At 40.1% G+C, this 19,997-nt stretch carries 17 protein-coding genes and 1 pseudogene; 12 read left to right on the forward strand and 6 right to left on the reverse strand.

The genetic code is table 11. The features are described from left to right. Positions 1-204: 204 nt before the first annotated feature. On the reverse strand, positions 205-1,410 hold the full coding sequence (locus ACM2FC_RS09760) for an aromatic amino acid transport family protein (protein WP_498480721.1): 1,206 nt from the start codon (positions 1,408-1,410) through the stop codon (positions 205-207). Between the two features lie 319 nt (positions 1,411-1,729). Here ACM2FC_RS09760 and ACM2FC_RS09765 point away from each other — a divergent pair, with 319 nt between their 5' ends. Then, positions 1,730-1,855 carry a hypothetical protein gene (locus ACM2FC_RS09765; RefSeq protein WP_498480722.1) on the forward strand — a complete coding sequence of 42 codons (126 nt, stop codon included), beginning with the start codon at positions 1,730-1,732 and terminating at the stop codon, positions 1,853-1,855. A gap of 61 nt (positions 1,856-1,916) precedes the next feature. Beyond that, a complete protein-coding gene (locus tag ACM2FC_RS09770; protein ID WP_498480791.1) occupies positions 1,917-2,519 on the forward strand; it encodes an acyl carrier protein phosphodiesterase in 603 nt (200 codons plus the stop codon). Here ACM2FC_RS09770 and ACM2FC_RS09775 read toward each other — a convergent pair. After that, positions 2,511-3,224, reverse strand: a complete 714-nt coding sequence (locus ACM2FC_RS09775; RefSeq protein ID WP_498480723.1) for a TetR/AcrR family transcriptional regulator — start codon at positions 3,222-3,224, stop codon at positions 2,511-2,513. The two genes, ACM2FC_RS09770 and ACM2FC_RS09775, sit on opposite strands and share 9 nt — an antisense overlap. Positions 3,225-4,173: 949 nt before the next feature. Between ACM2FC_RS09775 and ACM2FC_RS09780 the strand changes: the two genes are divergently transcribed. From ACM2FC_RS09780 to phaC, 4 genes are read left to right on the forward strand one after another with little or no spacing between them, the layout of a single operon-like run. Further along, positions 4,174-4,914, forward strand: coding sequence for an SDR family oxidoreductase (locus ACM2FC_RS09780; RefSeq protein WP_498480724.1), 741 nt, complete (start codon positions 4,174-4,176; stop codon positions 4,912-4,914). A 12-nt stretch (positions 4,915-4,926) separates the two neighbouring features. Next, on the forward strand, positions 4,927-6,135 hold the full coding sequence (locus ACM2FC_RS09785; RefSeq protein WP_498480725.1) for an acetyl-CoA C-acetyltransferase: 1,209 nt from the start codon (positions 4,927-4,929) through the stop codon (positions 6,133-6,135). A gap of 41 nt (positions 6,136-6,176) precedes the next feature. Beyond that, the gene (locus ACM2FC_RS09790) at positions 6,177-6,524 is read left to right on the forward strand and encodes a phasin family protein (RefSeq protein ID WP_498480726.1); all 348 of its coding nucleotides are present in this window, start codon (positions 6,177-6,179) and stop codon (positions 6,522-6,524) included. Between the two features lie 58 nt (positions 6,525-6,582). Next, positions 6,583-8,355, forward strand: coding sequence for a class I poly(R)-hydroxyalkanoic acid synthase (gene phaC / locus ACM2FC_RS09795; RefSeq protein ID WP_498480727.1), 1,773 nt, complete (start codon positions 6,583-6,585; stop codon positions 8,353-8,355). Positions 8,356-8,425: 70 nt separating this feature from the next. On the opposite strand, the gene ACM2FC_RS09800 is transcribed toward phaC, so the two are convergent. Beyond that, positions 8,426-9,316: an endonuclease/exonuclease/phosphatase family protein gene (locus tag ACM2FC_RS09800; RefSeq protein ID WP_498480728.1), complete on the reverse strand. Its 891-nt coding sequence runs from the start codon at positions 9,314-9,316 to the stop codon at positions 8,426-8,428. A 505-nt stretch (positions 9,317-9,821) separates the two neighbouring features. On the opposite strand from ACM2FC_RS09800, the gene nrdD reads away from it, so the two are divergent. From nrdD to ACM2FC_RS09825, 5 genes and pseudogenes are all read left to right on the forward strand, one after another. Next, the gene (nrdD, locus tag ACM2FC_RS09805; protein ID WP_498480729.1) at positions 9,822-11,966 is read left to right on the forward strand and encodes an anaerobic ribonucleoside-triphosphate reductase; all 2,145 of its coding nucleotides are present in this window, start codon (positions 9,822-9,824) and stop codon (positions 11,964-11,966) included. A gap of 4 nt (positions 11,967-11,970) precedes the next feature. Continuing rightward, the gene (gene nrdG / locus ACM2FC_RS09810) at positions 11,971-12,447 is read left to right on the forward strand and encodes an anaerobic ribonucleoside-triphosphate reductase-activating protein (protein WP_498480730.1); all 477 of its coding nucleotides are present in this window, start codon (positions 11,971-11,973) and stop codon (positions 12,445-12,447) included. A gap of 88 nt (positions 12,448-12,535) precedes the next feature. Continuing rightward, complete coding sequence (locus tag ACM2FC_RS09815; protein ID WP_498480731.1) at positions 12,536-13,717, forward strand: amino acid aminotransferase; 1,182 nt, start codon at positions 12,536-12,538, stop codon at positions 13,715-13,717. 24 nt (positions 13,718-13,741) lie between these two features. Beyond that, entirely contained in the window at positions 13,742-14,401 is a 660-nt protein-coding gene (locus tag ACM2FC_RS09820) for an ATP-dependent zinc protease family protein (RefSeq protein WP_498480732.1), read from the forward strand. A 41-nt stretch (positions 14,402-14,442) separates the two neighbouring features. Beyond that, positions 14,443-14,858, forward strand: a pseudogene (locus ACM2FC_RS09825) (GNAT family N-acetyltransferase). Between the two features lie 39 nt (positions 14,859-14,897). Here the strand turns inward: ACM2FC_RS09825 and ACM2FC_RS09830 are convergent. The 3 genes from ACM2FC_RS09830 to ACM2FC_RS09840 all read right to left on the reverse strand — a co-directional run bounded on the left by ACM2FC_RS09830 (position 14,898) and on the right by ACM2FC_RS09840 (position 18,454). Next, complete coding sequence (locus tag ACM2FC_RS09830; protein ID WP_498480733.1) at positions 14,898-15,377, reverse strand: CreA family protein; 480 nt, start codon at positions 15,375-15,377, stop codon at positions 14,898-14,900. A gap of 107 nt (positions 15,378-15,484) precedes the next feature. Next, positions 15,485-17,002 carry an MFS transporter gene (locus tag ACM2FC_RS09835; RefSeq protein WP_498480734.1) on the reverse strand — a complete coding sequence of 506 codons (1,518 nt, stop codon included), beginning with the start codon at positions 17,000-17,002 and terminating at the stop codon, positions 15,485-15,487. 123 nt (positions 17,003-17,125) lie between these two features. Beyond that, positions 17,126-18,454 (reverse strand): MFS transporter, encoded by a 1,329-nt coding sequence (locus tag ACM2FC_RS09840; RefSeq protein ID WP_498480735.1) that lies wholly within the window; start codon positions 18,452-18,454, stop codon positions 17,126-17,128. Between the two features lie 441 nt (positions 18,455-18,895). On the opposite strand from ACM2FC_RS09840, the gene ACM2FC_RS09845 reads away from it, so the two are divergent. Continuing rightward, positions 18,896-19,996 carry a NapC/NirT family cytochrome c gene (locus tag ACM2FC_RS09845; protein WP_498480736.1) on the forward strand — a complete coding sequence of 367 codons (1,101 nt, stop codon included), beginning with the start codon at positions 18,896-18,898 and terminating at the stop codon, positions 19,994-19,996. Position 19,997 lies beyond the last annotated feature (1 nt).

A 19,997-nucleotide genomic window follows, 5' to 3' on the forward strand; every position in this document is an offset into this window, starting at 1 on the left:
TCGCAATGATTGATAAACTGAGACAATTTAATAATTTGATCTCTAACAGTTTTTGAGTAAATTGTTAATGCTGACTAAGAGAATGATTACCTATGGCATTGTTAGATAGGGTTTTTGTAGAATTATGCCGAAAAGAATTTACTTTTTATAAAATAAAGGTGGGTCAATTGACCCACCTTTAATCGTTCAAGATTTCGCACGTAATTAACCTAAAGCAGGTAGTGATCCAAAAGTTATCAGTATTTGTGTTGCAACAATTCCGATGCCTGCTATACCAGCAATAGAGAGAGCGAGCTTTCCACCTTTTACTTGATAAAACTCAGCGTTCGAATTGGTTTTGCGTATTTTGTGAACCATTGCTATTGGAAGGAATATCGCTAGGATGGCTAGAGCGATCGCTGCATAGCCTAGTGCCAGAATAAATCCTTTTGGGTAGTACAGTGCAAAACCAAGAGGTGGTAAGAACGTAATTAGCGAAGGTAGCACTCGGCCAGAGGCGCCACTTTTGTCTTTAATCACGTCGCCAAGGTACTCAAAAAGCCCTAAGCTAACGCCCAAGAAAGAAGTGAGTAACGCCAAATCTGCAAATACACCCACGGCTTGTCCTAATGATGAGTGATGAACGGTTTGTGCTAGCGACGAAACTAGCGCGCTCAGGCCTGAATTAGCGATGAGTTGACTCTGACTTACCACGCCTAAGGTCACCACCTGCCAGATAATGTAAATAATAAGTGGGATAGAAGAGCCAAATATAATCGCTTTCTTCAGTGATCGAGTATCGCCATCGAGGTAATTTACGATAGCCGGAATACTTCCGTGAAAGCCAAAAGATGTGAAGATAACCGGTATAGCAGCCACAACAAGTCCTTGGTGGAGTGGCATACTTAAAAGGTAAGGTTCCGAAACATTAGGCGCAAGGAATGTGAGTACTAAGGCCATTGTTATGACCTTAATCAAGAATAGGACGCGATTCACTTTATCTACAGTACTTGTCCCGATAGTGACTACAAGGGCAACAATTACAGTAAAGATGATTGTTGCAAAATGTGAGCTAATATCAAGATTAAACCACTGCTGAAGTCTGTCGCCAAATTGTGCTCCCCCTCCAGCGATGTACGCTGCGCACAAAGAATAGAAAAGAAATAGCATTGCGAAGCTCGCAACCCATTTACCTTTATCACCTAAAATTTGCTTTGCTAAAGAATGGAGTGTTGCAGTGCTGTCAGCATATTGGTGAAGCTCTAGCATTAACAATGCAGTAAATGACATTAGAGCCCATAGAACTAACATAACAACAATAGAGGATAAAAAGCCCATACCAGCTGAAGCAAGCGGCAGCGCAAGCATCCCAGCACCAATAGTTGTACCTGCGATTATCAAAGTACTACCGAATACCTTTGAATTAGACATGTATAATAATCTTTACAATAAATGAAGTTAGTAATAAGGAATAGGGCAAGAAATTTGTCAAAAGCCTATTTTGGTGCAGATTTTGCAGTATGTCGTACATGAATGCAAGTGCTCTGTATACAAAAACTTCCTTATATGTAAATAATTATGAACACAATGTGGCAATGAGAAATCAAACTGGTGAAGAACGTGAATTCTAGCCTCACACAAAATGAAGGATAAATTTGTTTACGGGAAATATCATGATATAAAGAAAATGTAACATAGATGAGTTACAACTGTTGCAAACACAAATTAGTGAAGCTCTAAGGAGTAGTTTATGAGTGAGTATTTAGAAGCTGATGAGAGCCTTGAAACCTTAGATGCTTTGGAAGCTGGCTTGTATCTTTCTTATTATTTAAGTGAATTGAAAGAAAATAGCGAAGACCCAACAGAAGCTTGTTGATTTTCTTTACCGTGGACACACTACACTTATTGGTAGTGTTAACTAGTAAAGAGGGTGAGTGATGAACTATTTGGCTCACTTGCATATTGCCAGTCATTGTGGCGCTAGCTTAGTTGGTAATTTTCTTGGTGATTTTGTAAAAGGGGACCCAAGTAAGTGGTTTGAGCAAAAAGAGCTCTTACAAGGGATCAGATTACATAGATTCATCGACTCTTATGTCGATAGGCATGAGCTAGTTCGAAATGCAAAAAAATACTTTCCCACTCAATTGGTCCGCTACTCGCCTATAGCTTTAGATATTTTTTGGGATCATTGTCTCGCCTGTAAATGGGAAGATTATCATGAAAAATCCCTATCTCAGTTTTGTCAGTTTGCTGAGCTAGAGTTTTCAACATTACCTGAAGTACCTCTCCCTGAAAGATTTACTCAAGTGAGTAAAATGATGTGGCAGAACCGTTGGCTAGAGTCCTATCAGTATATAGAGAATATTGAGTATGTACTGGGTCGTATCTCGCAGCGCTCCCCTAGGTTAAACCTTTTGTCAGAGTGTTTTACAACCTTGAATCATAAATATCAGCCTTTATCCGAAGCATTTGACGAGTTGTATCCACAAATACTTTCTATTGCCCGCACCGAAAGTCATCGCTATCAAACTCTACGATAAAGGTGATGGTAAATCATAAACTAGTTCACGAATGCTGTTTGGGGACAACCGATCTTCTTTTGAGATTTTAAGTGTGTTCACCATGATTTCGTTAAAAAGTTTCCAGTGTTTTAACAGCCGCGTATCGTAACTTATGTTCTTATCAGGCCAAGTTTCTTCTAAGAAAGGTGTTAGGCTTGCAGGACCATGTGCAAAAAGCAGTATTTGCCACTTCACTTCATTTATGTTTAGCGAAGCTTCAGGAAATTGATGGTTGAAATCTAAGGCTAGGCCGCTCAGGAGCGATTGTAAGTTGCCAGCGTTATTGATAAATCTTTCGATCAGTGAGTCTCCTTGCCTTACAGCATCAGCTAAAAGCTGAATAGGACGGTTGTAAACGAGCATGTGAGCGAGCAAGTGAGTGGTAAAAATATACAGTTTTACATTAGGCAGGCTACTTTTTTCTATCCTATTTAAGATTAACGTGACGTAAGTAGCCATGTAACTGTGTAATGCGTCGCTAATGCTATGCCATATTTTTTCTTTGCTGCCGAAATGGTGGCGTATCAAACTATGTGAAACTTGGGCTTTTTCACTAATATTTCTAAGCGACACTTTATCGTAACCCTCTTCACAGAAAAGCCCCATTGCAACATGCATAATCTCATGCTTGGTCTTCTCTGCATCTTCCGCACTTCTTCGGCCCGGTTTCTTCTCTAGCATCATGTAATTGAAGTTCTTTATTCGATTCACACTACAGTGAATTATTATCCAAATGTGTAATAAAATCCAATAAAGAACCCACAAATCAGCATGAAGATACTCGAGTTCTTAGATGACAGCATCAATCAGTAAAACGATGTGAGCCTAGTACAGGAGTTCTGGTTTTGGATATATTCGGTAAAGTGTAAATAACTTGTCTAGGTGAATATCTTTGGTTCTGGCTTTATTGATTGGTTTGTAGATTAAATTAAAAAAGAAGAGTGTTTGATAAATAAATACTAGAATAAAATCTTATATCTCAATGCTTGTGGATTGGGTTTAAATATATTTATTTAAAATGAATAGGGAAGAAGAATTAATATTTGCAATAAAAAGCGCATCTTGGAGCAAAAAACTATCGATTGTTTTCTTATTGTTACAATATGTAAAAAAATTACACAATGTAAAATTAAGTGCACATGGTTAAGTAGTTGAAAAATTATAAGTTAGTTAACCAGTTGAAGCTTGGCAAGGTTTGGGTAAGGAGTGACTTGTTCACTAGTAGAACACATTTATTTTACTTATGTTTTTGTATTTATTTGCTAAATGTATCATATGTAATTTTGTTTCAGTTGAAAAAAACTATTTTATATCAGTTGTTTATTGTCTAATGATAAATTTATAAAATTAAATAAAAACCAATAAAAACAATTAGATAGAATTTATTTACAATGTTGTAACATTACATTTTATATGAGATCTTGATCACCTTTATAAAGGTTTTTTCAAATAATGTTTGAAATGTAACACCTAACGTTTAATTTATACCCCTAGAAAAGAGCTTGGAAATAAAAACCAAGAGAAATAATTTATTACGTTAGTTGGTGTTACTTGTTATTAGGAACACCATTTGCAAAAGCACAATTGGTATATTGTGCGGTTGTTTTAATTGCTGTTAAGATGGAGTCTCTTAATGAAAAAAGTCGCTTTGATCACGGGATCAAAAGGCGGAATCGGTTCTGCTATTACCTCTCAACTAGTGAATGATGGTTATCGAGTAATTGCTACATACTCAACTGGTAACCTACAGTCAGCTCAAGACTGGTTCAATGAAAAAGAATTCACTAATGAGCAAGTTCGTTTGTTTGAACTTGACGTTACTAACGCTGAAGAGTGTGCAGATCGCCTGTGTACTTTAGTTCAGGAAGAAGGCACCGTTGATGTACTCGTAAATAATGCTGGTATTACGCGTGATGGTGTATTCAAAAAAATGTCAGTTCAAGCTTGGCGTGATGTCATTGACACTAACCTAAATAGTCTCTTCAACGTTACTCAACCTCTTTTTGGTGCGATGTGCGAAAAAGGCAACGGTCGTATCGTAAACATCTCTTCTGTAAACGGGCTAAAAGGTCAGTTTGGTCAAACTAACTACTCTGCAGCTAAAGCTGGCATGATTGGTTTCTCTAAAGCTCTTGCTTTTGAAGGTGCTAAGAGTGGTGTGACGGTTAACGTTGTGGCTCCTGGTTACACTGGCACTCCTATGGTTGAAAAGATGAAACCAGAAGTATTGGATGCAATCAAAGGTCAGATCCCGATGAAGCGTCTAGCGACTCCTGAAGAGATTGCGAGCACAGTAAGCTTCTTAGTAAGTGATTCTGGTGCTTATATTACTGGTTCTACGCTGTCGGTTAACGGCGGCCTACACATGCACTAAGGAAACGCTAAAATGGAAAAAGTATTTGTTGTTGCTGCAAAACGTACCCCTCTTGGCTCATTTGGCGGTTCATTAAAAGGTGAAACTGCGGGCAAACTTGGCTCAGTTGCAATTAAGGGTGCGCTTGAATCTGGCAATGTTTCTCCAGAGTGTATCGACGAAGTTATTGTTGGTAACGTAGTTGGCGCTAATCAAGGCATGAGCGTTGGTCGCCAGGCATCTATCTACGCTGGTATTCCTGAAACTGTACCTGCTTACACACTAAACATGGTTTGTGGTAGTGGTATGAAAACCGTGATGGATGCTGTTTCTCATATTCGCGCTGGTGATGCAAATGTTGTTGTTGCCGCTGGTGTTGAAGTTATGTCACAAATCCCATTTGCGGCTCCTGCTACAATCCGTGATGGGAATAAGATGGGCAACATGAACCTTGTTGACCTGCTCGTTGCCGATGGTCTGACAGACGTGTTCAACGGTTACCACATGGGTGTAACTGCTGAAAACGTAGCAAAAGAATTCGGTCTTACTCGTGAAGAGCAAGACGCATTCGCTTTAAGCAGCCAACAAAAAGCAGTAGCTGCTGTCGAAGCGGGTAAATTTAAAGACGAAATCGTTCCTGTAGAAGTTAAAAAGCGCCGTGAAACAGTAACTTTTGATACTGATGAGTATCCAAAAGCAAATGCTACTTTGGAAGGTCTGCAAAAACTTCGTCCTGCTTTCGATAGAGAAGGTACGGTAACAGCAGGTAATGCGTCAGGTATTAATGATGGAGCTAGCGCAATTATCCTAGCTTCTGAAAGTGCAGTAAAAGAGCACAATCTTACTCCTATTGTAGAGATTGTAAGCTATGCGCAAACTGGTCTAGATCCAAAAGTGATGGGTTTAGGTCCTGTACAATCGGTTACTCAAGCTCTGAGCAAAGCAGATATGTCAATTCAAGATGTTGATGTATTTGAGCTGAACGAAGCGTTTGCAGCACAAGCGCTAGGCGTTGTGTACGGTTTGGCTAAAGAGCATGACGTAACAAAAGAGTCCATTCTGGACAAAGCGAATTTGAATGGTGGTGCAATTGCTCTAGGACATCCTTTAGGTGCATCAGGTAACCGAATCCTAGTTACCCTCATTCACGAACTGGCTAAACAAAATGGTAACTATGGCGTCGCTTCATTGTGTGTGGGCGGTGGCATGGGTACTGCTGTAGTTGTTAAGTCTGTAAATTAATTTATTAAAGAATTTTATCGTCAATCGTTAGGAGCATTATTATGTACACTGATTTCTTCAAAACTTACGCAGATCAAACTGAAAAAAACCTAGAACCGTTCATCAAGTTCAACAAGCTTGTAACTAAGAACGTAGAAGTTCTAACTGAACTTCAACTAAACGCTATCCGCACTTACAGCGAAATGGGCCTAGCTCAAATGAAAGCTGCAAGCGAAATCAAAGACGTAACTTCATTTACTTCTTTCAACAGCCAACAACTGTCTGTTCTTACAAAACTTTCTCAACAAATGATGGATGACAGCAACAAGCTTCAAAACATCGCGAAAGAGTTCAAAGATGACGTTGAAAAGCTTACTACGGAAAACCTTAAGACAGTGACTCCTGCATAACACTGCATATCTGCCGCCTTTCATAGGCGGCAATTTTTCCGAGTATAGGAGTACTAAAATGTTTCAACACTTCTTTTCGGACTACCTTGTTAAGCTCCAAGAAACCAATCAACAGTGGTGGCAAGATCTTGAACTAGGCAAGGCAGCCGTTAACTCCCCTCTGAACAAAGCAATGCACGAACTCAATATTGAAGATACTGCAAAGCTATTTGAAAAGGCAGCAAATCAGCCTGCGAACCTTCTTCAAATTCAGACTAAATGGTGGGAGCAACAACTGCAAATTTGGCAGAACATTGCACTTGCTGGTAACAGTAAATGCTATGTTGAGGCTGAAAAAGGTGATAAACGATTTGCTGATGAATCTTGGAAGAACGATGCGTTCTACAGCTTCATCAAACAGTCGTATTTGCTATTTAGCAAAACTTATCTAGAAACAATTGAAAGCGTTGAAGGCTTGGATGAGAAAACTAAAGAACGTGTATCGTTCTTCTCTCGTCAGATGATCAACGCAATGTCACCAAGTAACTTTATCGCGACTAACCCTGAGTTATTAAAACTTACGTTAGAAAAAAATGGCGAAAACTTGATGGCTGGCTTGGATACGCTTAAAGAGGACTTAGAGTCCAGTGCTGATATCCTAAAAATTCGAATGACTAACAACAATGCTTTCCGCATTGGTGAAGACGTTGCAAATACAGCAGGTGATGTTGTATTTAAGAACGAATTGTTCGAATTGATCCAATATAAGCCTTTAACTAAGAAAGTTAATGCAACTCCGCTATTGATTGTTCCTCCGTTCATCAACAAATACTATATCCTTGATCTTCGTGAGAAGAACTCAATGGTACGTTGGTTGCTTGAGCAAGGTCATAGCGTATTCTTGATGTCTTGGCGTAACCCAGGCAAAGAGCAAGCTAAACTAGAATTTGGTGACTATGTTACTGAAGGCGTGGTTAAAGCGGTTAATGCTATTGAAGACATCACGGGTCAAGACCAAGTAAACGCTGCTGGCTACTGCATCGGTGGTACTGTTCTAGCGTCTACCGTTGCATATTACGCTGCTAAGCGTATGAAGAAACGCATCAAGTCTGCAACTTTCTTTACTACGCTTCTAGACTTCGGTCAGCCGGGTGAAGTTGGTGCATACGTCAATGAAACATTGATTGATGCTATCGAATTGCAGAACAATATGAAAGGCTACATGGATGGACGTTCATTGAGCGTAACATTCAGCCTATTGCGTGAAAATAGCTTGTACTGGAACTACTACGTTGATAACTACTTGAAAGGCAATAGCCCTGTAGATTTCGACCTACTGTACTGGAACAGCGACAGTACAAACGTTGCTGCAGCGACTCACAACTTCTTGCTAAGAAACCTATATCTAGAAAACAAACTTGTTGAAGATAAAGGCGTTAAGATTGGTGGTGTTTGGATTGATCTCAATAAGATCAAAGTTCCATGCTACTTCATCTCGACTAAAGAAGATCATATTGCACTTTGGCAAGGCACATATCGTGGTGCACTGAAAGCAGGTGGTAACAAAACATTTGTTCTTGGTGAATCAGGCCATATCGCAGGTATCGTTAACCATCCTGCTAAGAATAAATATGGATTCTGGACAAACGAGAACCTTGACGAATCTGCTGATGAGTGGTTCGCAAATGCCAAGCACAATGAAGGCTCTTGGTGGACACACTGGAATGAATGGCTAGCAGGGTTCAACCCTAAAGAGCAAATTGAGCCATTCACTCAAGGCTCTGAGCAGAACCCAGTAATTGGTGCTGCACCTGGTGAATACGTTAAACAAGTTCTACCTATTAAAGAATAAAGTTTTAAACGTAGTTTGAAAGCCCAGCCAACAGGTTGGGCTTTGTTATATCTGTTGATTGGTAAAGAAATTACATTAGGTTTAGTTTTACTGGACAATGGTCGCTCAAGTTATACTTCAATACATCGTTTTTGCTATATACGAGCTGGCCAGCATTTCTATATTTTACGTTTGGGCTCACAACGATGTGGTCTATTAGAGAACGGTATCGGTGGGTTTTACTCGGGTCTTTGTTTAATTTCACTATGCAGTCCGCCTTAACATGTTTTGTTGCTAGTTTTGGTATGGGTGTCACATCTTTTACTATCAGGTTCCATAACCAGTCGTTAGCGCGATTCAGTTGGTGATTAAAATCACCCATAATGATGTATGGTTGCTTCATGTGATTTCGTTGTTGTATCCATTCATTCAGTGACTTACCTTCACGCTTTAGCGTTACACAGTTGTGACTATTGTAATACTTGCCTGTACAACCCGCTTTTAAATGAACAGAGAGCAAGTGAATAGGTTTTTTATGTGGCTGTTTAATCACTACGTAGCTGGCGAATCTAAGCCTGCTAGTTTTGCTTGTTTCCAGTCTAATGTCAGGCTTGTTGTCGGCGTTTATCGTTTTTCTAATAGCAAAACCAGTGTATTGGTTAATATCCTTAAACTGGTTGGCTGAATAACGTGATTTTGAACGGTTAGACAGATAGAGATTATACCTTCCACCAACTACACGTCTTATTGCTTGTAAATCGTTGACCTCTTGAAATGCCAGAATGTCTGGTTCAACACCCTTTAGATATTTAGCCAGTTCATTGAAATCTTGGTGACTTCGTTTTGATGAAGGAAACTTATAATAAGGAGTGCTGCTCAGCCATTCTAAATTCCAAGTTGCTAGTGTTAGCTCTTTGGCCAAAGCCAAACTTGAAAAAGAGGCTAGTAGCAGAGTGAATAGTGTACGAAGAAAAACTGTCATTTATAGTGGTACCTTTTCGCAGGTATGTTCAACATACCGCATAATTTCTTCAATTATTTTCAAATTTGTTAGGAAATTTAGCCATTTGTTTTTAGTCAAAACGTCGATTTGATCTTGTCCAATGACAAGGTTTAGTTGATCGAAATCAATACTTTTAAAGCGTGAATAACCTCTAATACACACAACATATAGTGCTGTGGTTAAATTTTTATCACTATATAGTGTTATTGGCTTGGAGTAGGCTATTCAGAAGGATTTGTACTAGTACTACAGATTGTCGTTATAACACTTCATATCAATCACTTAGATTTTGATGATCTTTGTGTGAGGCTTGTAGTGTCGCATAACATTCAATGATCCCTTTCTCCATATCTAACCGACATATTGAATCAAATTCACTTTAGTGAGGAGTGTGCTAAGCCCAGCTACGCCGATGTAAACCATGCTGCTGAGACATAGTGCGATTCGAATTAGAAATACAAAGACTTAGGTTAAGGTACGAACAATGAATATCAAAAAAATAAACGATCGTGTCGTAGTAAAGCGGGATGGCGCTAAGGTACCATTTGATGCCGATTTAATTAGAGTCGCAGTTAATGCTGCTGCAGTTAGCATACAGAGTTCAAAAGTAGATAACTTGGGCGATATCGTTGCGTCTAACGTCAACGAGATCTTGTTAAGTCGCTCAGAAATTAGTATTCAGGAAATTCAGCGCAAGGTTGAATCTGAACTCATGCACCTTGAAGAGGATGTTGCGCGCGCTTACATAGAATATCGTCATGACAGAGATATAGAGCGAGAAAAAATCAGTGCATTAAGTTCGGAGATCGCAGGTTTAGTTGAGCAAAGCAATGCTGATTTACTTAATGAGAATGCGAATAAAGACTCGAAAGTGATTCCAACACAACGAGATTTGCTAGCGGGTATTGTCTCCAAGCATTACGCAAAGAATCATATGCTGTCACGTGATATCGTACAGGCACACGAAACCGGACAGATTCACTATCATGACTTAGACTATTCACCTTTTTTCCCAATGTTCAACTGCATGATTGTTGATCTGGAAAATATGCTTACCAACGGCTTCCGTATGGGGAATGCTGAGATAGAAACGCCTAAATCTATCCAAACAGCAACGGCAGTTACCGCTCAGATTGTTGCGCAAGTGGCTAGCCATACTTACGGTGGCACGACGTTAAATCGACTAGATGAAGTGCTTGCACCTTATGTGACTGCAAGCTATGAGAAACACTTGTCAGTAGCGGAGGAGTGGCAGGTTCCTCAGGCGAAAGAGTATGCTGTTAAGTTGACTGAGAAAGAGGTATTTGACGCATTTCAGTCATTAGAATATGAAGTTAACACGCTATTCTCCAGCAATGGACAAACGCCATTTTTGTCTATTGGCATAGGCTTAGGAACGAGCTGGGAGGCGCGTCTGATTCAAAAAGCTATTTTTGACAATCGTATTGCTGGCCTAGGCAAAAACAAGAAAACAGCGGTATTCCCGAAACTGATATTCAGTATTAAAGAAGGCGTTAACCATAAAGCGGAAGATCCTAACTACGACATAAAGCAGCTTGCGCTTAAATGTGCGTCAAAGCGCATGTATCCAGATATTTTGAATTACGACAAAGTGGTCGAAGTAACAGGCTCATTTAAAGCGCCAATGGGGTGTCGTAGCTTTTTAAGCCGCTTTGTTGATGAAAATGGCCGGGAAGTCCATGAAGGAAGAAATAACCTTGGTGTTGTGAGCTTAAACTTACCGAGAATCGCATTAGAAGCTAATGGTAATGAAGAGCAATTCTATAAGTTGCTCGATAAACGCATTCAGTTAGTCAGAAAAGCTCTAGATACTCGGATAGATCGTCTGCGTGGCGTTAAAGCCAGAGTAGCTCCGATTTTGTATACTGAGGGGGCATTGGGTGTGCGCCTACTGCCAGAAGACGACGTCATTGATATTTTTAAAGATGGTCGCGCTTCTATTTCAATGGGATACATCGGTATTCATGAAACCATTAATGCACTGTACGTAGAAAATAGCGAACATATTTTTGATAGCGAAGAGTTGCGCCAGAAAGGGCTAGCAATTGTTGAACACCTTAAGAAAGCGGTGTTGCAATGGAAAGAAGAAACGGGTTGGGGGTATAGTTTATATAGCACTCCATCCGAGAACCTGTGTACGCGTTTCTGTGCTCTAGATACCAAAGAGTTTGGTGTCATAGAAAAAGTGACTGACAAAGGTTATTACACCAATAGCTTTCACTTAGATGTAGAGAAGAAGGTTAACCCGTACGACAAAATAGACTTTGAGATGCCTTATCCAGCGTTAGCCAACGGCGGATTCATTTGTTACGGAGAGTATCCAAACATTCAGCACAATTTGGAAGCATTAGAGAATGTATGGGATTACTCCTATTCAAGAGTGCCTTATTACGGTACCAACACGCCTATAGATGAGTGCTACGAGTGCGGATATACAGGAGAGTTTTCCTGTACCAGTAAAGGGTTCGAATGTCCTAAATGTGGTAACCATGATTCCAAGAAAGTGTCGGTGACACGAAGAGTATGTGGTTATCTTGGTTCTCCAGACGCAAGACCGTTCAACTCTGGTAAGCAAGAAGAAGTTAAGCGACGTGTGAAGCATATGTAAGCTTATGAATTACCATAAATATTATCCAGTTGATGTCGTTAATGGGGAAGGTACACGTTGTACACTGTTTGTGTCAGGATGTGAGCACCAATGCCGAGGTTGCTATAATCAAGCGACTTGGTCGCCTGACTCTGGAAGTCCTTACACTCAAGCATTAGAAGACCAAATAATCAAAGATCTTCAGGATACTAGAATTCAGAGAAAAGGGTTGTCGCTTTCAGGCGGCGATCCGCTTCACCCTAAAAACCTAGACTCTATCTTGAAGCTTGTCACTCGAGTTAAGCAAGCGTGCCAAGGGAAAGATATTTGGATGTGGACAGGGTACACATTTGCTAAGTTGACCGATAAACAAAAACAAATCGTTGATATGGTCGATGTGCTTATTGACGGTAAATTTGAACAGGAAAATGCCGACCCCAGCTTAGTATGGCGGGGTAGTTCGAACCAAATTATTCATCGTCAAAAGGTCGATACGTTTTAAGTCGACTTTCTAAAAAATATACTTCGATTTTGTTAAATCTAATGGTAACTTGAGAGCCACTATTCTAATTCAAACAGTTGTGGCTTTCATGTTTTCAAAATTACCCACCCCTTCACTAGACCCCATTTTATCCTTATCTGTCGCATTTCGAGGTGATACTAGACCTAATAAAGTTGATTTAGGAATCGGCGTTTACCGCAACAGTTTTGGTGAGACACCCATCATGAATGCGGTTCAAGCAGCGCAAGAGAAGTTAGCTGAAACGCAAACCACTAAAGCGTATGTAGGATTAGCGGGCTGTGAAGAATTTAACCAATCTATGATTGATCTGCTACTAAAAGGTACAAGTGCTTACGATAGATGTACTGCGGTCCAAACACCGGGCGCAAGTGGTGCATTGAGAATGTTGGGCGATCTAATGAAAGTTGCTCAGCCAAATAGTACTGTTTGGATCTCGAATCCAAGTTATGTCAATCACAGGCCCGTGATGGAAGCTGCTGGTCTAAAAGTGAAGCAATATACTTATTTCGACCCGGCGACTAAACAAGTGAATGCTTCAAGAATGCTAGAGGAATTAGCGGCAGCAGGTTCTGAGGATATCGTATTACTACATGGTTGCTGCCATAACCCAACTGGCGCTGATATTGATTTTAACGTTTGGCAAGAAGTCGCCAGTTTAGCCGCGAAGAATGGCTTTACACCATTTGTTGATATTGCTTATCAAGGCTTTGGTGATGGATTGGAAGAAGATGCCAAAGGGCTGCAATTTCTGGCAGACAACGTTGAAGAGATGCTAATCACGACTTCTTGTTCAAAAAACTTTGGACTGTATCGAGAGCGCACTGGAGCGGCGATTGTTGTAGGCAAATCTTTAACGGAAGCTGCAAATGCCAAAGGAAAAATACTAAACCTTGCGAGAGCAACGTATACAATGCCACCTGATCATGGAGCAGCAATTGTAAAAACAATTTTGCAGGACAATGGTTTAACTGAAAATTGGAAAACAGAACTCAATGAGATGCAGAGCCGCTTAGTCAACCTACGTAAAGCGCTTTGTGAAGAGATGCGCAACACTCACAAAACAGAACAATTTGATTTTATAGAAAGTCACAAAGGGATGTTTTCCGTGCTAGGCTTTACTGAGAATCAAATGACTCAACTACGTGAAAAGTATGGTGTTTACGGAGTAGGGGATGGCAGAATTAATATTGCAGGCTTAACTGAAAAGCACATTCCTTACGTTGCAAATGCTATTGTAGAAGTCTCATAACACAAAACTAGTTAGGTGCCGGGAATGAAGCAGACATGGAAAGCAATAGGTATTTTAATCCTCAGCAGCAGTTTGATGGCTTGTACAGCCACTAAAAAGCCGCCGGCACCAGATACCAAGCATTCATCGACAAAGGCGACAGAAACATCTGATAAAAACCCGAGCTATGGGCATGTCCCGCCTTCTTTGGAAACACCTAAAGCTAAACCTAAGCCAGAAGTTGCACCTAAACCAAAGAAAAAAGTAGCCAAAACGACACACACTAGTGATGGGAAGGTTATCTTAGGCTCAAAAGAGTGGGTTCATATACCAGGGTTGGAAGAGAACTTTAAGGCTAGGGTTGATTCTGGAGCAAAAACTTCCTCTATCAGTGCTCTGGACGTGGTTCTGTTTGAACGTGATGGCAAGGACTGGGTTAAGTTTACCGTGGTGCATGATTCTGTTAAATCAAAAGAAATGGCGCTTCCTGTTGAGCGTTGGGCTAAAGTTCGACAAGCAAATTCAAAAGAAGAAGTTAGGCCAGTTGTGATTTCTTGGGTCGAGCTTGGTGAGCTGCGTGAGAAAACCGAGTTTACTCTAACTGACAGAACGCAAATGGAATTTCCAGTGATCCTCGGACGAAACTTCTTTAAAGACATTGCAATCGTAGATGTTGGCCAAGAGTATGTTCAAGGAGACAAGTAATCTGTATTTTGAATGGACTTAGTAAATTGATCATTCGAGAAATGAAAATGTCAGATTATGACTCGGTGGCACAGTTATGGAGAAGTACTGAAAACTTAACAATGAGAGATTCTGATTCGTATGACAGCATCGAACCTTATCTCAATAAAAAAACCAGGGCTAAGTTTTGTAGCTCTAAAACATAACGAAATTATTGGTGCTGTGCTAGTGGGTTCTGATGGACGTAGAGGCTACCTACAACACCTAGCTGTATCTAAGCATCATAGAGAACAGCATCGGGAAGCAGTTACTCGGTCACGCCGTAATGGCCCTATCAGATATTGGTATTTTTAAAACTCATCTATTTGTATTTAATGAAAATGCTGCTGCTCAAGAGTTCTATCAAAATTCTGGTTGGTACCCTAGAGATGAAGTTCGGATGTTTTCCTACAACAGCTCAGACAACTCGAACGTATAGGCCGTGGCAAAGTATAAATTTGAACACAGCCTATTATTGTTATGAATTATCAACTTTTGGGACAGGGGGAGTGTAAGCCTGAGTACCCCACAAAGGCACGGTTGAAAGACTATGTTTGAAACTGCCAGATGTCTCTTTGGTTGAATAGGATAAATACATCAAAGTCTGTGTCTCAGGGTCGTAAATTCGCCTTACTTTCATATTTTTAAAAAATATGCTTTTCGATTTTTTGAATATCACTTCACCAGATTTCGATTTGTCGATTTTCGAAATCATTTGATGGGTAATAGGCCCAGTCTGACGGCAAGATATAGAGCTATCACTAGGATCCGAAAGGCTCATTTTTGCATCAATAGAAGCAACATGGCACGTCACTCCTGTAACAACTGGGTCCTGAAAGTGATTCAGTTTGATATCTTTCATGGTAAAGAGCCCTAAACTCACGTCGCCAACTTCACTGTTGTCACAGCCAAATAGAGCGAGAGAAGATAGGGCGATAATCGCTAGCTTTGTCTTCATAAAATGATAATCCGTTGCAAAAATTGGATTTATGATAGCAAGAATATGCTGTTCACCATATCAACTTCTTCTTGAATTGAAGGGCTGAAGGTCAGCCATTATCAGCTTTATGCGTGCTCAGCTAGTAGCTTACGAGTTTTGTGTCGAAGTGATTTCACAATACCAAGCAACATGACAAAAATAGCCGCCGCAAAAAATAGAGAAGTAATTTTGAAGCCGCTCATGAAACTAGATTGGAGAACATGAGAGAGGTTGTAAACATGCGGGTTCAGGGCATTGTTTGCGCTACCAGATAGCGCCTTTTGTACCAGTACATTGACCTGGATAAACGATAACTTGCCACCTACTTGGCTGATGTATTGTTGTACTTGGCTAAGCATCATATGATTAATTATCGCTCCTCCAACACTGACGGACAAAATTCCAAATATATTCAGCACCGTAATTTGTGCGCCAGCGGTTACCGACACTTGATCTGCAGTAAGGTTAGTTAATGAAATTGGAGTGGCGCTTCCATTTGCTAGGCCCCAAGCTAAACCAAAAAACGCAGAGCTTAGTATGATGAAAGCTATAGTTGTATGCTGCGTGTATTGGCTAAACATAACAAAACCGACGATCGCGCACAGCATAATAGTCAGTGAAACACCTTTTGGACCGTATTTATCTAAGTAATGACCCGCAACATAAGGCATTACGAAGGTTAATGCAGTCATAGGAAACATCACCATCCCGATTTTACTAGAGCTTAAACCAAGGACTAAATGGAGATAAATTGACAGAATAAAGAGGACAATATAAGAGAATCCAACCGCGCTGATGTTTAGGAATAGTCCTAATAGAAAATTGGAGTTTGCTACCAACTTTGTTGGGATTAGCGGCGTGGTTGCCCGTTTTTCGAACAAGGCGAACATAACTAAACCGACTAAACCTAAAACCAATGTTGAAATGATTGTAATGCTGCTCCAACCATTAACTGGTCCTTGAGTTATGCCAAAAATTAATAACGCGAGTGAGGCCATTAAAGTAAACATACCAGCCCAGTCAATTGACTCATGAGACTTATCTTTGTCTTCATGAACCCAAATAATGCAACAAATTAGGCTGATGATAACCGTTGGTATATTGAAGAAGAACACCCAACGCCAGCTTAGAATGCTAGTGATCAGTCCGCCAAAGACTGGTCCCACGGCTAGACCTATCCCCACGATAGCACTAAATGAACCAATCGCTCGGCCTTGTTGCTCTGGTGGGAAACAGCGAGCGATAATCCCCATTGCACAGGGAAAAATAGCAGCGGCGAAAAAGCCTTGTACAAAACGCCATACAATAAGTTGTTCAGCCGAGGATGAAAGCCCAGCAAGAAATGAGGCAACACCAAAACCGACGATACCAAAGTACATCAAACGGCGGTGACCATAGTTATCTCCAAGCTTTCCTGCTGCAACCATGCAAGTGCAAAATAGCAAGCTGAAGCCAGCAATCATCCATTGCAACTGAGCCATGCTTGCAGATAATTCCCGTTGCAGTACGGGTAATATTGTTGATACGACGCTAAAGTCAATTCCTAATGCTAAGCCTACAATCCCTGTGGCGACTAACGCTCCATACTTTTCGTAATTTGACATATTGGTTACCAAATTGCCTTGCTATTTATAATGTAAGAGTTTGTTATTAAATGTTTGTGATAATTGAACTGCCAATGCTTTCTATTTTAAGCTGTTAGGCTTTACACATACATTCTGAAAAAATTAATCTGCCAAGCTGCTTTTGAAGTTTGGGCGAGATTTGTCATTTGAATTCGAGGCCGTATGAAAACTGGTTTGCCATCCTAGAGCCCCTATAAAGGTCAATACAGCACATACTATAAAAATGGCAAATGGTGCAATGATAGAGCCCGATGTTTTAATAAGGTATGTAAATAAAAGTGGGGAGATACCTCCGATGATCGCAAACCCTAAATTGTAGCTCAGACCCATTCCGGAACTTCGAATATCTGCTGGAAATAGCTCGATGATACTAATTGCGTACACGCCATTTACAATACTGACTGAAATAGGGATAAGAAGAAACGCTGTTGTGTAATATGGCGAGTTTATATATATGAGTGAAGATACAACCCCAGCAGATAATATACTCATAAATGTGCCAATAATTAACAAAATACGGCGGTTGGTAAAGTCTGATACCCATCCGAAAAAAGCAGATAGAACAGCGAGTAAAATAAAACTACTAGATGTTGAAATATAACTTTGTTGAACGATCTGATTTTTATGACCTGCAATGAGTAAATAGTAACTAGGTAGATAGAGCAATAACGAAACAGTAACAGCAGATAGTGCCGTCAAAAGAAATCCTATTACTACGAGCTTCGGCTTGCCGAAAATAAGCTTTTTTAGCAGTTCTCTGTTCGATAATCCATTGGTTTTATGTACTAGTGATTGGAATACTGGGGTTTCCAATATACTTTTGCGTAAATTAAAGCTTAGAAGCCCAATGATAGAACCTACGATAAACGGAATTCTCCAACCCCAAGATTGCATTTGTTCGTGGCTTAAGTAGTGTGTCAATGTTGCGCCACATAATCCACCGAAGACATTTCCAAGCGTAATACACATAAAAATAACGCCAATAGCTAAACCACGTCTTTCACGCCCAAACAAATGCTCTGCGGTGAATACAGTTGAACCGGGAATTTCACCTCCTAAGGATATTCCTTGAATGATTCTAAGTATCGTGAGCAGTATAGGGGCTGCAGCGCCAATATGAACGTACCCAGGAAGCAAAGCAATAAATAAGGTGCTTAACGCCATTATTATTATGCTACTACTAAAACAATACCTTCTCCCAAATCTGTCGCCAATAGTACCAAATATTAAGCCACCGATAGGGCGAGCTAGATAACCAATGGCAAAAACACCAAATGTATAGAGTAGAGATGTAATATGCGTATCATCTGGAAAAAAAGTAATACTTATATAGTTAGAAAATAACGCATAAATGGCAAAGTCAAAAAATTCCAGCGTCCCTCCAACACTTGAAATTAATATAATTTTCTTATGATTATTAGCTGTGGCCATAACTAACAAAATTAGTGATTTAAATTAAATGCGAATATTAGCAGTAAGATTATTACAGGCAAGTTAAGATTTGCTCAATAGTTGAAAATTTACTGTATAAAGCACGTAGAGATAATTAATTTACATTCATGTGTTAATACACATTTCTCTAAGTTATTTATTTATAGTGTTATCCGATACTTTGTAGTAAAAAGTACTAGAAAATGGTTCGTGGATACCATACGTTCTTATTTATTTTTCATATCACCGATTACTACTTTACCGTATACGATCAAAGTCTCATAAATGAACCTTTCATTTAGGTATAAAACTAATGAATGATTCCGATCAAACTGCTGAACGATTTTGCTCATCTATACTGCCGAGCAAAAATCATAATCCTTACTAAACTGATACAACTGTCAGTTTAGTAAGTTTTCGGAATAAGAGGATATATTCACCATGGCTATCAAAAAGCGGTATGTCCTGCTGATTGCCATTCTAGGAATTGGCATTGGTTGGCTAACATTAGGAGGTACTGCAGCGGTTTTGCACTATACCTCGAGTGAAAAATTCTGTATTTCTTGTCATACAATGGAGACCCCATTTAAGGAATATCAAGGCTCTGTCCACTATAGTAACGTTTACGGTATACGTGCCGAATGTGCCGATTGCCACATCCCATCTGATCCAATTGGTTATGTGATTACAAAAATCCGTGCAACCAAGGATATCTATCACGAATTCATAACTGGCAAAATTAGCACGCCAGAAAAATACGAGGCGCACCGTAAAGAGTTAGCCGAAATGGTGTGGGCTCAGTTAAAAGCGAATGATTCTGCCACTTGTCGTTCATGCCATACGTTTGATGCGATGGAAATTTACGCGCAAAGCAAAGATGCACAAAAAATGCATTCATACGCAGAAGCAAACAACCAAACCTGTATCGATTGTCATAAAGGTGTTGCCCACCTAACACCAGAGGTGAAGTTGGATGATGGAGCCTATAAAAAGCTTATCGCTTTAACGGATAACACGTCTGAATCAGCGAAGGTAGTATATCCAGTAGAAACCATCGCTATTGGTGATTTAGGTACTGTTTCCCCAACCGCTCCGTTAGAAGTGATTTCTACAAAGGGCAAAGAAAGGAAATTTGTTCTTCATGCTTACCAAATGAAAGGTGCTGAACAAGTACTTTATATGGGCGAAGGGCAACGCGCGGTGTTAGCTAAATTGAGTGCAAAGGGGCAAAAATCTCTCGATGTAGGTACTTACAAAACAGATGCCTATGGAAACCAGTGGCGGCCTGTTAGCTTAACCGCAGAAACAGATAAGCCTGTTGTTGATTCTCTAGAGCCAATTTGGAACTACGCAGAGGAGTTAGATAATGTTTATTGTTCGACGTGTCACTCTAAGATCCCACCTAAACACTTTACCGTAAATGCGTGGGGGCCTGTGGCTAAGACTATGGGGTCGAGAACCGATATCAGTCCAGAAAACTTAGAGCTGTTGACTAAGTTTTTCCAAAATCATGCCAAAGACATTACTAACGCCAAGCACTAAT

This window comes from Vibrio sp. A37, from assembly GCF_059777565.1.